At 39.2% G+C, this 18,679-nt stretch carries 12 protein-coding genes and 1 pseudogene; 4 read left to right on the top strand and 9 right to left on the bottom strand.

What is annotated here, in order from left to right; genetic code table 11:
• Positions 1-25 precede the first annotated feature (25 nt).
• Both QNN06_RS11700 and QNN06_RS11695 read right to left on the bottom strand, forming a co-directional pair.
• The gene (locus tag QNN06_RS11700; RefSeq protein WP_284037594.1) at positions 26-1,276 is read right to left on the bottom strand and encodes an allantoate amidohydrolase; all 1,251 of its coding nucleotides are present in this window, start codon (positions 1,274-1,276) and stop codon (positions 26-28) included.
• Between the two features lie 307 nt (positions 1,277-1,583).
• Positions 1,584-2,395: pseudogene (locus QNN06_RS11695) on the bottom strand (SPFH domain-containing protein); the annotation flags it as partial.
• On the opposite strand from QNN06_RS11695, the gene QNN06_RS11690 reads away from it, so the two are divergent.
• From QNN06_RS11690 to QNN06_RS11680, 3 genes are all read left to right on the top strand, one after another.
• Positions 2,352-2,939 (top strand): YczE/YyaS/YitT family protein, encoded by a 588-nt coding sequence (locus QNN06_RS11690; protein ID WP_372447565.1) that lies wholly within the window; start codon positions 2,352-2,354, stop codon positions 2,937-2,939. The pseudogene QNN06_RS11695 and the gene QNN06_RS11690 overlap by 44 nt on opposite strands.
• A 415-nt stretch (positions 2,940-3,354) precedes the next feature.
• Positions 3,355-4,200: a hypothetical protein gene (locus tag QNN06_RS11685; protein ID WP_284037593.1), complete on the top strand. Its 846-nt coding sequence runs from the start codon at positions 3,355-3,357 to the stop codon at positions 4,198-4,200.
• A gap of 286 nt (positions 4,201-4,486) precedes the next feature.
• On the top strand, positions 4,487-5,152 hold the full coding sequence (locus QNN06_RS11680; protein WP_213116190.1) for a DUF3862 domain-containing protein: 666 nt from the start codon (positions 4,487-4,489) through the stop codon (positions 5,150-5,152).
• A 209-nt stretch (positions 5,153-5,361) separates the two neighbouring features.
• On the opposite strand, the gene QNN06_RS11675 is transcribed toward QNN06_RS11680, so the two are convergent.
• The gene (locus tag QNN06_RS11675; protein ID WP_284037592.1) at positions 5,362-6,204 is read right to left on the bottom strand and encodes a LysR family transcriptional regulator; all 843 of its coding nucleotides are present in this window, start codon (positions 6,202-6,204) and stop codon (positions 5,362-5,364) included.
• Between the two features lie 126 nt (positions 6,205-6,330).
• Between QNN06_RS11675 and QNN06_RS11670 the strand changes: the two genes are divergently transcribed.
• On the top strand, positions 6,331-7,644 hold the full coding sequence (locus QNN06_RS11670; RefSeq protein ID WP_249366425.1) for an MFS transporter: 1,314 nt from the start codon (positions 6,331-6,333) through the stop codon (positions 7,642-7,644).
• A gap of 82 nt (positions 7,645-7,726) precedes the next feature.
• Here QNN06_RS11670 and QNN06_RS11665 read toward each other — a convergent pair whose 3' ends face one another.
• The 6 genes from QNN06_RS11665 to QNN06_RS11640 all read right to left on the bottom strand — a co-directional run bounded on the left by QNN06_RS11665 (position 7,727) and on the right by QNN06_RS11640 (position 18,546).
• Complete coding sequence (locus tag QNN06_RS11665; protein ID WP_213116192.1) at positions 7,727-9,220, bottom strand: class I adenylate-forming enzyme family protein; 1,494 nt, start codon at positions 9,218-9,220, stop codon at positions 7,727-7,729.
• A 972-nt stretch (positions 9,221-10,192) separates the two neighbouring features.
• Positions 10,193-10,645, bottom strand: a complete 453-nt coding sequence (locus QNN06_RS11660; protein ID WP_213116193.1) for a S1 domain-containing RNA-binding protein — start codon at positions 10,643-10,645, stop codon at positions 10,193-10,195.
• Positions 10,646-10,780: 135 nt separating this feature from the next.
• Positions 10,781-15,247 carry a coiled-coil domain-containing protein gene (locus tag QNN06_RS11655; protein WP_284037591.1) on the bottom strand — a complete coding sequence of 1,489 codons (4,467 nt, stop codon included), beginning with the start codon at positions 15,245-15,247 and terminating at the stop codon, positions 10,781-10,783.
• Entirely contained in the window at positions 15,225-15,971 is a 747-nt protein-coding gene (locus QNN06_RS11650) for a DUF6063 family protein (protein WP_284037590.1), read from the bottom strand. Before QNN06_RS11650 ends, QNN06_RS11655 begins: the two co-directional genes overlap by 23 nt.
• Positions 15,968-17,482, bottom strand: coding sequence for a hypothetical protein (locus QNN06_RS11645; protein WP_284037589.1), 1,515 nt, complete (start codon positions 17,480-17,482; stop codon positions 15,968-15,970). The genes QNN06_RS11650 and QNN06_RS11645 overlap by 4 nt, the downstream gene beginning before the upstream one ends.
• Positions 17,473-18,546, bottom strand: coding sequence for a Wadjet anti-phage system protein JetD domain-containing protein (locus QNN06_RS11640; protein ID WP_284037588.1), 1,074 nt, complete (start codon positions 18,544-18,546; stop codon positions 17,473-17,475). Before QNN06_RS11640 ends, QNN06_RS11645 begins: the two co-directional genes overlap by 10 nt.
• Positions 18,547-18,679 lie beyond the last annotated feature (133 nt).

The following is an 18,679-nucleotide window of genomic DNA, read 5'->3' as shown; positions in this document are numbered from 1 at the left end:
CTTTTTTTATATATTCAAGGTTTTCTTAATTCATATCATGAACTGTTAATTGAATAACAGTATCCAACAATACCTTTGCTCCAATTTCCATATCTTTATCGGATGTAAATTCCTCAGGATTATGGCTAATTCCTTTTTTGCAGCGGACAAAGATTATACCGATTTTTGTTATATTCGCCATTTCCATCGCATCATGTCCTGCACCACTTACTAAAGAAATGGGTTTGATGCCATTTGCAAGAATAGCAGATTCAATTGCCGCCTTAATGCTGTCATCACAAGGGGTTGGCGCTGATTCCAACATGAGTTCAGCATGGAAAGTTAAGTTGCGCCGTTCACAAATTTCGTCCGCTGCATTAAAAATCGATGAAATGACATCATTTTTTCTATGTGTATCTGTATCTCGAATATCTAGCGTACCCACCACTTCTCCCGGAATTACATTGCATGCTCCAGGCATCACTTTAAGCTTACCGACAGTAGCTACAATTGGGGCATTTTGTTTGGTCAATCTTTCTATTTCTAAAATTAATTCTGATGCACCCAATAAAGCATCCTGGCGTAATGGAACCGGAACTGTCCCTGCATGACCGGCAAAACCGGTTATTTTAAAGGAGTACCTAGAAGCTCCAGCAATTCCTGATACAATTCCACAAGGAAGGCCCTCAGCCTCAAGAGTTGGACCTTGTTCAATATGGAGTTCAAGATAGCCTAAGACATCCTTTGGGCGTTTAGCGGCAGTTTGATAGTGGTGTGGTTGTAATCCTAATTCTTGCAGAACTCCAGCTAAAGAAATACCCGCATCATCCTTCAATTCCAACATCGCTTCAGAAAAAGTCCCAGCGACTGCTTTACTGCCTAAAAATGTGGTATGGAAACGGACACCCTCCTCATCACTAAAGGCAATCACTTCAATTGGATGCTCCAATCTTGTGGCATTTTCATATAAAACGGTTACAATTTCGATAGCAGAAATTACCCCCAGCACCCCATCATACCTACCTCCATCAATAACAGTATCTAAATGGGAACCAATAATTAATACAGGTGCAATCGGATTTAACCCTTCATAGCGGCCAATCATATTATTTAGATTGTCAATCCGGACCGTCATCCCGGATTCAATCATCCATTTTTTAACCAATTCCTGACCTGCCTGAAATTCCTTTGTAAAAGATATCCGTGTCACACCATCTGACGGTTCTGAAATCGACGCCAATTCTTCTATTCTTTCAGAAATTCTCCGGCCGTTGATTTGTCCCGTACACTTACTCAACCTAGTTCCTCCTTAAATATAAAAATGATTTCAACTTATTAGGATGTTGCTTATTACGAAACACCGTTTCTCCGAATTCTTATATTTGTACTGGTAATTTTAGCACCTTAAATTCTAAATAGCAAGAGTTTTCTGATAAATTAACCTAGGCGTTTATGTTAGGAACAGGATAATTGTGTCTGCAAAAAAACTCCCCTAAATGAACGACAGATTTTTGTTTTAATATCTGTATTCTTTAAGGGGAGCATATCATTACAGGGTCAGTTGCCTTTCTTCCATTTCAAAATGGAAGAACCTTCTCCATGGTTTATCCAACAAGTTTTTGTCCGCAGTTTGAACAGAAGTTGGCACCTTCGTTTTTTGCACCGCAATTAGGGCAGAAGTTCGGCCGCTTTTGGCCTTCTGCCGGTGGTGGCGGTGCCGGTTGGTTATGGGGCTGCTGCTGATTCATTTGGTTCATCATATTACCAGCGATATTCATCCCCATCATCATGCCGGCCATATCCGATGCCACCCCGCCGCCGCTCATTTTACCCGAGGCCATGCCGTCCGATAACTCGATTTGCTGATATCGGCCTATATCGCTGACCAGCCATGCGAAGCATTTTTTGTAATTCGGTCTTGAATCTCCTTTGGATAACTAAAGCTCATGACATTAAAGCCCGTGACCGAAATACCGCTTTTGATCATTTGCATATCCAAATCCTCTTGAATACCTTTGGAAATGTCGAAGGAATTGGCCTGAAGATTGAACATATCCTTTCCTTCCCTTGTAATCCATTTCATCAACAGCTGGTCAAGGACAGCAGAAATCCGGATTTTGACATCCTCCACCAAGTATTGCTCGCGAACGCCGGCAATTTGATCAATCAATGCTATATAATCTGCTACTTTAAAATTAAACGTTCCATTTGCCCGGATTGGCATCCCGCCCGGAAGCCCCGGCGCCGGAATATTAATCGCGTTTTGCGTACCCCATTTCACGACAAATTCCTTGGTGTTCACAAACAGCACTTCCACCCGCATGCCGCTGTTGAAGCCGAATTTGAAACCCTTTAAAGTCGACAAGAAGGGAATGATTTGCGATTCGATATCATACTCGCCATCGTCTCGGAAAACAACAGGACTGTCCCAAAATGTGGGGCTTACTGTAGGAAGTTGGGAAATCATAATAGCTTTCATATTGATAGGTTGTAATTCATTTTTAAAAAGACAAAGACCAGAGGTTTTGGGGTTGTTAACAGCATTAATAACCGGTATTGGTATTGATATGTGGTTATTTCTATTGCACAATTTGATAACACCCGAACTGTGGTACAGCAAAGTTGTTTGTTTTGGAATCGGCTTAGTTGTGATAGGATTAGGAACGGCAACATATTTAGACACAAATTTTGCCCCGATTCCAATTGACCGATTGACCTTAATCATCCAAGAATTAACTAGAACAAATCTATTTTTTTCGAGAACGTTGATTTACCTTGTATTTTTGATTATGGCAATGATTTTTAATGGACCCATTGGCGTGGGAACTTTATTAACCGTTTGTTTAGGGGGGCTAACCCTTAATTACTTTATGCCAATTACTAAAAAAGTATTAGACCGCATATTAACACACTCTAGTACATCACCAAATTATGATAAAGATAAAGACCATTCGATATAGGATGGTTTTATTTTTCTTGTTCAACTAAGCAGTTAGGTCAATAAACAATAGGAGTTACCGCCACAACAACTCCTTTTTTCGTTTACACACATGTTAATAAAAAAAGTTCAGTCTCAGCACCCTGGATATTGTTAACCTCTTCCCATTCCTGTTTACTTCTTGTTCCATTTCCCCCTTTCCTGCCATTTTCCTCCCCAAAATCAAAAACTATCAAATCGGTACGAAAATCACGAATTTGGCCTTCTCATTTCCAATTTGGAGCCGAAAATCGCATTTTCCTACCTAAATTCGCTCCAAATTGGAAATGAGTGAATTCGACTCACTCTGCCAAACCCGATATCTTAAAAGTGCCAGAACCTTGAGTGTTAACGAGGAACTGGCCTAATAAACAGATTATAAAGGGTGGCGCATACAAATGAGTTTAAAATCAGGCAGTATTGAACACTTTGAAGAGTTTTCTCAATTTACTAGTCTCGCCCAATTTAATCACCATTTCGAACAGTGGCTGCTTAAGCACAAGGCCGACTTCTCCAAAGGCGAAATCGTAGGCTTAAAGCGACTCGTTCGATTTGCCGCCAAAATCCCTGGTGTCTGCAATGCCAAAATCGGTACCATCCTGAAGTCCATAAACGAGGAATACCACGAAAATGGCATTTCCCGTTCAACCTTTAAACGGATGATCTTAAAAGCAAAAGAATTCGGAATCATCACCGTTTACGAAACAGAGAGAAAAAACGGTTCACAGACTTGCAACTTATATGTTTTTAATCGTTTTCCTGTAAATGAACCACCTAAAGCGGAAAAAATGAACCAGCCAATAGAAACTAGTAATCTTTTAAAAACAGAAAAAGATCAAAAGAATAAAAAACGTAAAGAAGAACCGTTGGAATTAGATCATAGCTATGTTAGCAATCATGTTCCAAAAGAGTTCGTCAAGCTGGTTAAGTATTTCTATTCAGATGCTAAGACCATTGAGGAATTATGGCATATGACACAAATTGCTGCCTATAAATATTTCAGAGAAAACAAAACAGAGCAGATGCTTGATGTGGCCATTGAAGGCTTTAAACAGCTAATTCGCAAATTAAAATTCACAAAAGCTGTCAGAAATCCAATCTCCTACTTTTATGGCATTTTGCTCAATAAATTTAGTCAGCGTTTCTATGACGAACTCTATGAAAAATATGATGTATCAGGATCTACATCTAACAATTCCATCGTAGATATTCTGAATTATGATTATTTTAAATGCGCAATTTAATTATCATTGAATAACTTTTCAACAAAAAGATACACCAGAAACTGAGGGCCAGTCCCCCTCCAGATTAATGTACTAAAGAAACTGGGGACTGACCTTGCTCTTAAACGAACATTCGTTGTATGGATGCTTTTTTTGCTTTTATAATGAATCTAATTTTTCTTGTTGATTTTGTATTTTCATATCCAATAAATTTAATTTGTCATAGATTTACCATTTTTGGTTACTCTACAAACTTTTTACCATGCTATAATTTCTCCATAATTCAGTAATAAGGGGGAAGTTTAGTATGAAAAAGTTCTTTAAGTTTGGTTGTTTAGGAGTAATTGCTTTAGTTATTTTAGGAATAATCGGGGCGATTGCTTCTAGTGGTGGAAATGACAATGCTTCCACAAACACAAATAAGGAAACTACAGCAAGTAAACCTGCAGAAACTAGCAAGCCAGCAGAATCAACAAAAAAAGAAGAAAAACCTGCTGCAAAAGAAGGTGTCCTTACTAAAGAAAAATTTGAACAAATTAAAGAAGGAATGACATATGAGGAAGTTGTAAAAGTAGTTGGAGCAGAAGGAAAACTTCTATCTGAATCCGGTGAAAAAGGTACTCAATTCCACACAGTCATGTATGAGTTCGAAACAGATGGATTTATGTCAAGTGCTAGTATGATGTTCCAAGGTGGGAAGTTAATTAATAAGGCACAGTTTGGTTTAGGTGGAGGATCAGGAGTTGAAATTTCAATAGATCAGTTCAATAAAATCCAAAATGGTATGACACTAGAAGAGGTAATTGCCATTGTCGGTGGTGAAGGCGAAATTATTTCAGAATCTGGAGAAAAGGGTACACAATTCCATACCATCATGTACTCATATCCAGGTAAAGGTAGTATTGGAGCAAATGTTTCGTTAATGTTCCAAGGCAACAAGCTGCAGAATAAATCTCAATTTGGTCTAGAATAATTGAAGTAATAATAAGCCCCCTCTGATTTGGGGCTTATTATTTTTGGTCGTTTCAAAATAATTTTGTATTAAACCCTAGAATTTTAATTAGGGGTTTTATATAAAATTTATGGCGGCCATTACCTCAATCCGGATTCTCAGCCTTCCATTTCAGAAGCAAGGTATTTCTCCACAAAACCCAAAAAAATCTTTGCGCACGGTGATAGATATCATCCCTCACAGTAAAAGACAGAAACCCAGCGTGAAAGAGGAGGGTCTAAAGCTAAAATAGAAATTGATGGTCCCGGGGACTCCGCCATTAAACGCGGAAGAACGGAAACTCCTAGTCCCTCTGCCACCAGTGTTCGGGGAGAGGCGCACTCGTATGCAATTAGTGGCTCAAAACCCTCTCTAAGGCACGCCGCAATTAGTTGCGCACGGATTCCGGACCCCTCTTTAAAGGATACGAACGATTCTTCTCTAAGCTCATTTATGGAAATTGTTTTTTTCTTTTCCATTGGATGTCCGTTGGCGACAGCCAAAACCAATTCATCTTGATATAGTGGTTTGGAGCAAATCCCCTTTAGCGTAACTAAATTTAGTAAATGTTGTGAGTATTTAACATCCAAGCCGTGGGCCAAGGCGAGCTCTAATTCTCCCTTTTTCAGAGCATCTAACAGCGGTTCAGTCGTATTCTCCCTTATAAACACTTTAATCCCAGGGTACACTTTACCAAACTCTACGAGCAACTTTGGCAGCCTAGTTTGTACTAGGGATTCTAGCGCTCCTACCATAATGGTGCCGTGCGGGTCGTTTATAACCTCTTTAACTGAGTCTTTTGCCTTTTGCGCTTCAGCTAAAGTCTTTTCAGCACCAATAAAGAATTGCTCCCCTGCCTCTGTTAATGCTACTCCTCGCCCAGTTCGTTTAAATAGTTTTACGCCTAGTTCTTGTTCCAAATTACCTATCTGTTGTGAGAGAGCCGGTTGAGCTATATTTAGCCGTTTGGCTGCTCTTGTAAAATTATTTAGTCTTGCCACTTCGATGAAGTAAGTTAACTGTCTAAGCTCCATTAATTCAAAAACCACCTTTTGATATAAGAAATTCTTATACCTACAATAATACAAATATATTTTTCTTATCAATTATACCGTATTATAATTTTTTCTATGGAGAAGGGGAAACAGGAGGGTATGGGATTGGCTAGAAAACAACATTACTCGCTTCCTTTAGCGAAAAACAAAGAAGTATTGAACATGGATAACGACAAACGTCCTTATTATGGTTGGTATATTGTTTTATCTGCGACCATTATTGTTTTGCTTTCGAATGGAATGCGGATGGGAATTGGCCCTTTTATTAAACCAGTTATGGATGATTTAGATCTGTCTCGAACTGAGCTTTCGATCATTGTTGCCATTGGGATGATTGTTTATGGGATCGGAATGCCAATCGCGGGACTTCTTTTGAAAACTTTAAGTACGCGTTTTATGATTTTAACGGGATTAACGATTGTTTGTTTATCAATCGTGTGGACGGTCAACAGCAAAGAACTTGTTTCTTTTCTACTTTCTTTTGGTGTTTTTCTATCGCTTGGGCTTTCCTTTTTAAGCAATGTCTCATTATCTCCTATTATCAGTAAATGGTTTGTTAGACAAAGAGGTAAAGCACTTTTTTATCTGGCAACGGGTGGAATGGCAGGTATTGCCGTTATGACGCCTCTAGAAACGTGGCTAATCCACCTTGTAGGGTGGCAGCACACTCTTCTAATATTTGCAGGTGTATTCATCAGTATCACTATTCCTTCTGCCATTTTTATTATGCGAGAGAATGTTCCAGAAGGGGCTGACATTATAGGACCTGTCGGCAGTCTAGAAAAACAAGAACCACCAGAAATTAATTTGAGAGATGCAGTAAAGACAAACGCTTATTGGAAAATCGTTCTAGGCTTATTCGCTTGTGGGTTTGGGATGAATCTATTAGGTTCTCACGGGGTGCCTATGTTAATGGATCATCATTTTGAGCCAATGGCTGCTTCTTTAGGTGTTGGAATGATTGGCATTGTTGCCATGTTCAGTACATTTGTCTTAGGTCACATCGCAGATCGTTTCCCTAGAAAAAATATTTTATTTTTAGTTTATTTTGTTCGCGGCCTTGGGTTTTTAGGTTTAGTTTTTGCAGCTACGAATTGGCAGCTCTTTATTGTAGCATTTAGCGGAGGATTAGTATGGTCAGGATCTGTTGCTATGTCTACAGCTATTTTAGGTGATCTTTATGGAACACGTTTGCTTGGCATCTTAAATGGCTGGGCATACTTCGGACATCAAATAGGGGCAGCCCTGGGTTCGTTTCTTGGCGGCTGGTTATACGATGCTTTTGGCACTCATTTATATTCATTTATGACTGCTGCTGCACTTGCGATTATGGCTAGCTTAACTTCCCTTACATTGCCAAAACATCTATCATTCAATAAGCAAATAAAGATAATTGAACAGCATACTCTCGTTAAATAATATAATTGGGCTAACAATCGCCCATACTATTCAATTAAAAGTAGTAAGGAAGCAGAAAACCATTCTTCTGCTTCCTCCATGCTTATCCCCGTAAAACGTGTTTCAGGACTTTTCCACTGGCGTTGCGTGGTAATGTATCGAGAAAGTCTAGTTCTACGGGTAGTTTGTATTTAGCCAGTTTTGTTTTGCAGTAGGTGAGGACGTCCTCTTCTGTAAGAGTCCTTCCTTCTTTAGGTACCACAAACGCTTTGGGGACTTCACCGTAAATAGGATGCGGGACACCAACTACCGCAGCCTCCAAGATTTCCGGAATTTGGTATAGGACTTCTTCGACCTCGACGGGATAGACGTTTTCGCCGCCCCGGTTAATCATATCCTTTTTCCGGTCTACGATATATAACAGGCCATCCTGGTCAAAGCGGCCTAAATCTCCGCTGTATAACCAGCCATTTTTTAATGCCTGCCGGGTGGCTTCGTCATTTTTCAAGTAACCCTTCATCACAAGCGGCCCTTTGACAACAATTTCTCCTACTTCCCCGGTTGGCACTGGCTCGCCAAACTCATCAACGACCTCGACCTCGAGACCTGGCAAAGGTTCGCCGACAGAACCCACTTTGTCCAGAGCATAATGGTCTTTTAAGGTTGTGGCGCCAGGTGAATTTTCTGTCTGCCCATATAAGTTTTGTACTTTTACATCAGGATAGCGTTCCTTTACAGTACGAACCAGTTCATATGGCATAGGAGCGGCCCCGTAAGTGAACAAGCGCAGTCCAGATAGATCAGTATTCGCCATTTTAGGAGTATTTAAGAGAATACTATAAATGGCCGGAACCCCAAAGAAGATTGTCACCTTCTCTTTTTCCATTGTTCTCAAGGTTTGCTCAGGTGAAAAAGCCTCCTCAATCACCACTGTCCCGCCCTTATAAATAGTAGGAACGGTAAAACAATGGCTCGCAGCACAGTGGAACAGTGGGGTCACTATATGCATACGGTCAGCTGCGGATATTTCCATAACATCTGACCAAATTTGAGCAGCCGCACGGACATTTCCGGCTGATAACATAACCCCTTTTGGCTTGCCAGTCGTTCCGGATGTGTAAAAAACAACCGCTGTATCATTCTGATCTATCTTTACAGGCTGAAAAGGGATTTTGTCGTCTGCTAAAACTGCCAGGAACGAATCCTCACCTCCAACTGCTAAACGGTCTTTAAACTGCTCTAAAGTAGAGCCAATCTGATTCAAATGGGCTTCATACCTTACATCATAAATGATCGCTTTCGCTTCAGAATGGCTGAAAATATACTCCACTTCCGGTGCAGTTAATTTCGTATTGACGGGCATGACCGAAAATCCGCCCAGCTGGCAGGCATAATAACAGATTACAAAATAATCAGAGTTGGGCAGATAAACCGCAATGATGTCATCTTTTTGATAGCCCTTCCCCTGGAAATACCCTGCTAAATTTTTCGCCTGCTGGTATAATTGGCCGTAGGTCATCTCCCTGCCCTGATAAGCGGTAATCACCTTGTCCGGCTGCAGCTTTACATGTTCTTCTAATTGTTCTGAGACAAACATTTAATACAACCCCACTTCTTTATTAGGAATTTTCCGAATAAACTAAATAATTCTCTTTATTTTCTAAAATTCCTCTATATTCAACAAATTTCCGCAGGTTTCTGCCGAGTCTCAAGAATCTAATTCGTTCTTGTCACATTAGAATAAAAATAAAAAGCTGTTTTCGTAAATTAACGGGTTCACTTTTAGATTCAAAAAGGGAAAAAACAGGTCAATTCACTGACCCATTCGCAATATTATCCCCATTAAATTCCCAAGGCAATTATGTATGAGTTTGACGTCTGAAATTAGTTTAATAGAGCATTTTGAGTAACCAATGGAAGCTATTGCCGACCGTAATTGGGGAACAAGCAGCAAAACCACCCTAAAAAGGTAACTTTTCAATTACCTTTTTGGGGTGATTACCATATATTTGGATATACTTTCCGATTTGGAGTGGTTACTTTCCAATTGGGGGCAGTTACTTTCCATTTTTACGATTTTACTTACACTTTCTGGCCAAATACTTTTCAAAATACCTGATTTACTTTCCAAGCTATTTTACAGGCGGGAATTCACAGCAAAAAGCCCGGCGGAGAGCCTGGCTTAGGTAACATATGAGATCTTAATAATACCTTTTTAAAATTTACTCGCTGGATTTGGGGTTTTACTCGTCAACTTTTGACTTTTACTCGCCTAATTTCATGATTTACTCGCCCAAATCAAGATTTTACTCGCCAACCCTAAACTCAAGAGCATTTTGCGTTGCCAACGGAGGCTATATGCGACTGGACATATTATTTTTCCGAGTGTTCGGTCGCATATAACCAAGCAATAAGTTATTCCTTCTTACTTGGAGCAGTTTTTATATTCGGAAAGCAACATTCATTTAGAAAAGAGCCAAATAAAAAGCTGACCCAAAAGTGTCGTCATTCAACAACCTTTTGGGTCAGCCTCTTTACCTATATGATGAAAGATAAAAATCGCAGCAAATTATCCGCGTCTTCCACCTCTACCGCCCTGTTTTGCAGTACTGTTACGTTTTAGGGTAGACAAATTTTCTTCACTAGTCTTTAAAAATTTAGCCATTTTATCTTCAAAACTTTCCTTTGGCTTGAAATTACCTTTTGAACGAAAGTCTTTGGAGCGATTATCCCCTCTACCACCCGGACGTGATGGGCGTTGAGAATAAGAAGAGCTTTGTCCTTCGGGTCTATCAACTGCCTTTTTAATGGATAAGGAAGTTTTCCCGTCTTTCATACTAATTACTTTTACTTCAACTTGGTCGCCTATTTTAAGATGGTCATTTACATCTTTTACATAGCTATCCGCTACTTCACTGATATGCACAAGACCTGTTGATCCATCCGGTAATTCTACAAAAGCTCCGAAATTAGTAATGCCTGTTACTTTACCTTGTACTTTGCTGCCAATTTCTACTGACATATTAATGGTTTTCCCCCTCAAGAATGTTAAAAACACTTAATTATAACAAATTAAACGAAATGAAACAATTGATATTGATGCCTGGTTAATATTCTACTAATTATAAATGGTTTAGAAGTATTTTTCAATATATCATCATACCTGAGCTGCTTCAGTCCCCTGATAAATCCGATATGCTGGAACAATTGTGTCCGATACAATTTCTTTTCCTTTTTCACGAATGAAGTCCAATTTATAATAGGCATCGAATCTTCGGCTGATTTCCGTTTTCACCAGTTCGGGCGGAGTGACGACGATAAATTGGAACTTCAGTTTTTCGGCGACAGAGAAGATCGGGTCAAGGACGTGTGCTGACGCGGCTTGTCCGAACGGATTATCACAGACTAAAGGAACCCAGCTTTGGTCTGACTCATTTTTAACTGACAATAACATCATCATCATAACCATTCGGGCAGACAGCTTTTGTCCTCCACTGCCATCTGATTTCGTCTTTGAGCCCTGATTTATGGTCTGCCAGGTTGAATAATGCTCTCTTTGCGGTTTTCCGTACATAAAGGCATTATCCGTTCGCATGTTATAGACAAGAAGCTCAGGATATCGATTTCGTAGGGATACAAACAAAATCTGCTCATCGCTAATGAGTTGTTTTATTTCTTGGTCTACAGCAAGATTATTATGATCAATCGTATCAAATTGTTTGGTAATTTTGTTGATGGCAGTGACAAAATGCTGCTTCAGCAGCGGCTCGATATCTTCGGGCTTTTTAGGTAAAATATCTTCTTTTAGCTGCACAAGCGGGAAGGATCCTCGTTCATTTTTCAGCTTCATTTTTGCAATCATGGAACGAATCGCCTCTGAAATACTCATCACCTTCATGCTTGCCCGGCTGGCCCAGAAGTTTTGAGCCTTTTCTGCCCGTTCTTTGTCACGTTCTAATTGTTCCAAACCACCTTGTGAGAAGCGCTTCATATTTTTAACGATGCTTTGAATATGCGAATAATGCCTCGTATCCATATGGTCTAGTGTTGTTAATACTTCATTTTTAAAACGAATCTCCCAATCTTTTCCTTCAATCGTTTGCTTAACATTACGTAAGGATTGTTCGATTTTCGCATGCTTCTCTTTGCCTTCTTCCTGAATCACTTGATGTTTTTCACACCAGGATATGATACACGCTTTCCCTTGACTCCTGACTTTTTCTACATCCATATCAGTAAATGCTGCCGCTTCCTCCTTAAGGACCACGGATAAGGTTAACAAGTCCCCTTCGAAACCTGCAATGTTGGAGTCTATTTCTTTTTGGCGCTTTTCAGCCTGCTTTACTTCCTCTATCGTTAGTTTCGTTTGGTCTTGTATTTCTACTCCTTTTACTTCTAAGTCAAGCCCTTCCCATTCTTCAGGCGGCTTTTCATGTTTGGCCACTTTCTTTCCTGACTTATCACGCTGAACAATTGCATGCTTCAAGGAAGTTTCTGCGACGGTTACAGCCGTTCCTTGTTCCCGTTCTTCCTTTTCCGCAGTCTTTGCTTCCTTTTGGGCTGTTTGCAGCATATTTTCTAATATGGTTATAGGTTCATCTGGTTCAGGAGCGTCTTTCCACTCCTTGTTATAGGTATCTAGTTTTTTCTCTAATTTATTTTGCTGCTTTTGTTCTGTTTCTTTTTTTGCTTGAATAACCAGCAATTCTCTTGCTTGTTCTTCTTTTGACTTTTGGAGCTGTTTTAACTCTTCAATACTGCTATTTAGCTCCTCTAATAAATGAAATGACAACCGTGGGATGTCCTCACACTGCTCTGCTTTTTCATCAGAAGGAAATACCGCTGTTTCAATAAAGACGCCAATCTCTTTAATCGTTTGTTCGGTCGTAACCTTCCATTCTAAATACGTTTGATGCCACTTGGTTTGCAGGTCACTGATATTTTGGTGCTCTTTTCCTATTTCCTGCTGCGCTAAAACTGAAGCTTCCTTTTGTTTCTCTTTCTCAAACTTCACACGTTTATTTTCTTGATGAATTAACTTTTCACGATCAAATTCCTCTAAAGTTTCTACATCTTTTGTAAGCTTTTCGATTTTTTCTTTTGCAGCCTCAATCTGTTCTTTTAGCTGCAGCTGTAATTCTTTTTCTTTTTGCTGCTGTGTTGTGATTTCCTGTAATTTCGTCTTCATAGAATGAAGAGTGAACTGTTCCTGATTGAGCTCTCTCTCAATATCCACCGCAAGCTCGTGTGATAAAAATCGATCCATTTCTTTTAAAATACGACGTAAGGACGTTTCTGTTTTTTCAATTTCAATAAGTGTTTCTTTCTTTTCTTCTATTTGCTTAGCAATACTAATTTTCCAGTTGGTAAATTGATTTTTATCGGTTAATAGCTCTTTCTCTGTTCCGTTAATAATCACAAAGGTTGGCTGGTGATTTTCACTGTTCATTTCCTCACGTAAAAATATCGGAACTGGACTTTTAAACATTCTACTAGAAAGAACCTGCTGATTAATCTTTTGCCATTGCTGCCCGCTAACGACTAACCCATATGGAAGGAGCGGATATGTCTCAAGGTAATTCGCAAGTTCTTCTTTACTTAAAGATTGGAGAAATTGCGTTCCATAAAACACATCGATTCCAGTCTTTTCATCAATCCATTCTTTTAATTCTTTCACATCTTTATTCGGTATCCAGAAGTGCTCATCATTTAAGAAATGATCCAGTTGTATTTCCCATAGATCTTTTTTAATTTGTTCACCTTGTTCTCTATTATTGCCTAGTATGTCTTCAATCTGGATGACATATTTCGAAAGAAGCGCATGAGTTAGTGGTGCAGCGACATCTTCTAATAATCCACGAAGCCGATCCAACAGTTTTGCTTCTTTTTGTGTTTGCTCTGCATTTGCTTCCTTTAATTTTTCACATTTTTCTTCCGAAAACTGAATCGATTGGACAAGCGTACCGTGAGCAGTGGCTAATTGGTTTTGCACTTCACTAGATTCTTTATCTTTTGCTTGCAACTCTTCTATAGAGACCTTTTTGTTATCAATTTGTTTAGAAAGAAATTCGATAAATCCCTTTAAATCATAGGTTATCCGGTCACCAAATTCTTTTATGAGATTTTCTTCCTTAGACTCAAATGTATGCATTTGTGTATATAGGAGATCAATTTCCGTACTAAGCCGAGCAATCTCACCAGTCTTTAGTTTTTCCTGCTGCGACAGGTCGTTTCCTTTTTTCTTCAAGAACTTTTGATAGCCCAGATACTGCTTAACAGCTTCTTTAATGGAAAGATAAGACTGATCCCATTGCTTTCCTGCTTCTTCTTTGATTTCATCCATTCGTTGATTTACTTGCTCTAAACCGCTATTTTGTTCTAATGTCGCAATCTGCTGTGAAAGAGCGCGAATACTTTGCTCGTTTTCACTCCATTCTTTTAATAATACCTGAAAAGCTAGCTGTTCTTTTCGTTCTTGTTTTTCCTGAACTATTGCTTGTAAGGAAGTATGCTTATTCCTTTCTTCTCCTAACTTCTTCTCCCAATCCAGTACCTCTCGGTGAGCTTTTGCATATTCTAGATTGTCTTTTTGAAAGCGTAAATCAGCTTGCCTTATCGTTAATTTTTCAATATCTCCCTTTAAAACAAGCAGCATTTCCTCTTCCGATTGCTTTAAATGTTCTAAAGCACCTAACAGTTGTCTACCTTCTTTTATACTTGCTTGCACAATGTCTTTATGTTCTGCTCCTTTAGCTAGGTTCTCTTCAAAAGGGACAATGTCTTCTAAAAATTCCTTATGTGCTTGCTCTCTTTTTAGAAGAATAGGCAAATCTTTCGCGATACTCGCCTGACTTTTGAAAATCTCGACAAGATCGTTCTTTTGCTCTTCTGTCCGGTGCAAAACTTGACTAACCGTAGGAATGATACGTTTTTGGAATAGGGAATGATCATCCTCGGCCCCCTCAAAGTATTTGCCAACGCCGCCTTCATCCTTGTTAATGTCCTTCATAATATCCCAATCTTTACGGTTAATTCCGTATGTATCAAGAATGCGATAGTGTTTCTTTGTATCTCGGTAAACATCATAGCCATTCCATTTTAAATAGTCCTTCAGGCTTTCAGTATCAGCAACCACATCATTTTCAAATAATGGAATATGCTCTAGCGATACCTCTTCCTTCCGTTCAAATTCTCTTGTATAAAACGTAATATTAGGGACGATCTTCGCTTCCTGTTCCAAGGTTTTGCGATCATTACCACTTTCTTCATTCATCGAAATCCGCTGTTCGGCTGAGAACATTCCTCCCGTTACCAGATGCCGTCGGTCTGAACCGTCCAATTCCCATTGAATGAGAACATGAAAGGTATAAGGAATAAATTGCTCTTTATTATTAAAAAAGAACTGCTGATAATAACGATTGTTTTGTTTTCCCCATGAGGTTCCAGGTTTAAGAATTTGGAAGATGGTTTGCAGAAATACCCCTTTCCCGCCTCCATTCATCATCGCAATAAGGCCATTTGTGGATGTCTCGCCATTATGAAAGTGAAAGGTGGTATCTTTATATTGCTTTTGCATGCCATCATACTTCAGGCCTACAATTCTAATTCGATGGATTTTCGGCATGCTCCTCCTCCTCCGTAGTCATTAGTTTTTTGAATAATTCATAACGATCATAATCGTGATAGAGGTATTCAATTCGCTCAAACAGCTCTTGTTTCGGAATTGCTTTTGGAATATCATCCCGGTCCAGAATGATAATTAGTCCCTCTGTCTCTAATAAGCGCATGCTGCTTGCAATTAAACCGATTCTGGTTCGTCTATTGCCTTTTTTAGCCCCATAATCATCCGTTTCAACCTCCATGTATTTCCAGGTTGTCACAACATCCTTCATATCAATTCTTTCCTCTTCTCCGAAGGCAGGTTTCGCTTTAAGAATGCTATCCCATTTCATGATAAGATCGTTGACAAGACGCTCTAATGAGTAATAGCTAATTCCTTCCCGCTTGGTACGGATTTTAGCAGCCTGATTGCTGTCAATGGCCGCCAAAAAAGCCATGATGACAATACTAACAAGATGAAAGTGCTTTTTCGATTCGATTTGCTTATGCTTGTCTTTCAGATGCGTAAAATTTGTCGCAAAGATCGAGCCAGTGGGCTGGACAACCAAATGGATCCGTTTCGGCGATTCAATAATATATGTACCTGATTCGTCTGCTAATAAAAGAACGGTCTGTCTCACTTCCGGATCAAAATACGTCTCGAAATGTTCGCTATTTTCGTCAATTACTTTTTCTTTTAATAGAGTAAAATAGACGGCTGATGCTTTTTTAATAGATTCTGCATTCATCTTTTTTCCTCCAATACACAGATCTTAAACGGGGTAATCTTCGTTTGATACCAAAGAAAAGATTCCGCGCGATGATCAAACATGGTAAAGATTTTCAAGCCCTCAAACACTTGAAATTGTGGATATTCCTGCATTAGTTTAAAAAGAAGAATTTCCCGCTCGTCACTTAATGTTTCTTCTTTCCGATGCAGTACTTGAACCTTCAGCGGCTTTTTATCAAACATCATCCATAAATCAATCGATTCAGATTCTTCAAACCATAAATCCTGTACTTCTAATGGAAGCGTGGATAAATCAGCTAATGAGAACTCTCCGTATGTTTGTAAATGCTGAAAAACATAACTCCAGGCCTTAACAACAGATTCCCAGTTCGTCACTCGCAATCGAGTAATGCTTTCTTCTGATTCTTCTTCGATTACAGCATCCGTTAGTTGTTTTTCATCAAATTCTTGTTCACCCCAGATCCAATCAAGCGGCAGAATAAATTCATTCTTCGGTGAAAATAAGGGAGAAAGGACTCTTTCGATCGTCTCGAAACTTTTGATCCCTTCCTTCATTAACCAATTTTCATAAAAATGTTCGCGAAATGAAACCAGACTGGTTTCCCAAAACAAGGAGGGATTCTCCGCTTTTAATTTCATCTCATAGGAGATATTTTGAATGACTAGCTTAGCAAAACGGTCATGCAGCTGCCTTGTATGGCCAATTTTTTCTTGGAGCAGAAACAATTCTTTTTGGATAGGATGATCCTCATCATTTCTTCGTTTCGATTTCTCTATCATCCTAGTAATGGTCCGAAAGTGATTTTTTTCTTCCTCAAATTGCTTTTCAATTTCAACCCGATTGTCGGCCCTTTGCCATTCTTCTTCCATCAGCAAAATTTTAGGATTATTGATCATTTCCTTTTGGAAAGTGAATTCCTTTGCCATTAAGCGATTTACGCGTGAAATGAGGTGATCGAGGTTTCGGGTAGCTTTTCGAAAATTACCATTCTTAATTAGCTGCATACTATAAAGCTGTTCGATTGTGATGGAGAATTCTTCGGCCATTTCCCTGCTCATAAAAATCATTTCCTGAGAGACATCCGTAAGTTTATAAACAATCGATCCGCCCAACTCTAAATTCGTATATATTTCATCCATCGTGACATAACGAAAGACCTGAGTTTCCCATGATTGTTTTATTTCATCGTAATATAAAGCTTCAAACGGTTGGCTATACTCTTCTTTTCCTTGATATAATAGCCCGCTTGTAATCCGGTCTATTTGCTTATCGTCGGCCAGCAGCTTCATTTGCTTAATGGAATCCTCTACCATATACTTGATATCGGATTTGCGTCTATGATCATCATCATTTAGTTCCCGGTAAAAGATGGTCAGGAGCACTTGCATGAGAATCGTTTGGACATAAGGCTTCAGCTCCCCTACTTCCATTCCCCTGCCAAGCTCAAACAGTGGATTTAATCGTTGCATCCGCTGGGCAAAACCTTCCCATGATTCGTTCACATCCATCTCCTCCATGTTTCAATCGTTAATACCTCTTGCGGGATTCGCTTGTTTTCCTGCCATAATTGCTGTAATAATGCCTGCTCCTCATCTGTAAACCATTGAAAAAATAAATCACGGTATTTCAGGTTTTGCGTTTGCCCCATTTTCTGGTCATTATTTTGGTCTATACATTCCAGCATTTTTCGATAAATTTTTAAGGCAGGCTGAAGGCTGCAATCCGGGTATTTTTCGATCAGCCTGATGAGGATACCATAGCCAGCAGCATCAAGATCACCTGCGTAGTAGAATAGATAGGATTTTGGCGGAAACATTCGAAAGAAAAAGGAAAAGCTCTGCTCAATTTTCGTGCCTTCCCCGTAAATAATGAGTTCTGGCTCATAATCGAGTTGATTCGCTTCCAATAATTTAATAGAAGTATGAAAGAACGATAGATTTTCGACGATAAGTACTCTCTGAATATCTTTTATTTCTTTCCCTTGTTTCATCCAAAATACAAAAGGCTCCCCATACTTCACCATTTTAAGTTGGTCCTCAGATATTCCGATTCTCGTTAAAAAGCCTTTTCCATCAGGAAATTGATCACTATCCAATAAGAATTTTTCATGGCCAAAGAGCTCCAGGCTTCTTTCTTCGAATGATACAATTTCCCGTTCCTGGCTGGACTTTAGAAACGAATATACATTCTGGATTCGCTGCCACTCTTCTTTCGTCTGCCATTCGGGATGCCGTTCATAATAGGAAAAATCAAACCGGTCACTTAATTTCATCATCTCAAGACGATCCCATTTGTCGGCCTGAACTTTTATATTTACCCAGTAATATAAGGCAAGAGCAGGGGTTTTACCATTGTATTGATTATTTTGAATAGGGATTAGCTGTCCCTCCGCTTGCAATGTTTCAATTGCGCGATAAAACAACGAATAGCCGTCCATTTCAAAATAATCATCCACTAGCTTGCGCAACTGAAATTCTAAATCGTTACTATTAATTTTCTTTTTTTGTTTAGGGTGTTGAATATCGCTAATAAATCCTCTTACCCTTGTTTCAATGATGTCGATTGTACTCACCTACTTATATCTTCTTAGAGTCATGAATAGACTCCGAATACCTTATTTGGACATCCTTTTATTATAAACTAGTTGCGTGATTGTTCGTAAATGAAATTTTTCTAAAATAATAGATTGAATAAACAAAAAAACG

The sequence above is a fragment of the Neobacillus sp. 114 genome (assembly GCF_030127045.1).
Lineage (GTDB): Bacteria > Bacillota > Bacilli > Bacillales > Cytobacillaceae > Neobacillus > Neobacillus rhizophilus.
The sequence above is the reverse complement of the archived record's forward strand: the minus strand, read 5'-3'. Positions and strand labels throughout refer to the sequence as shown.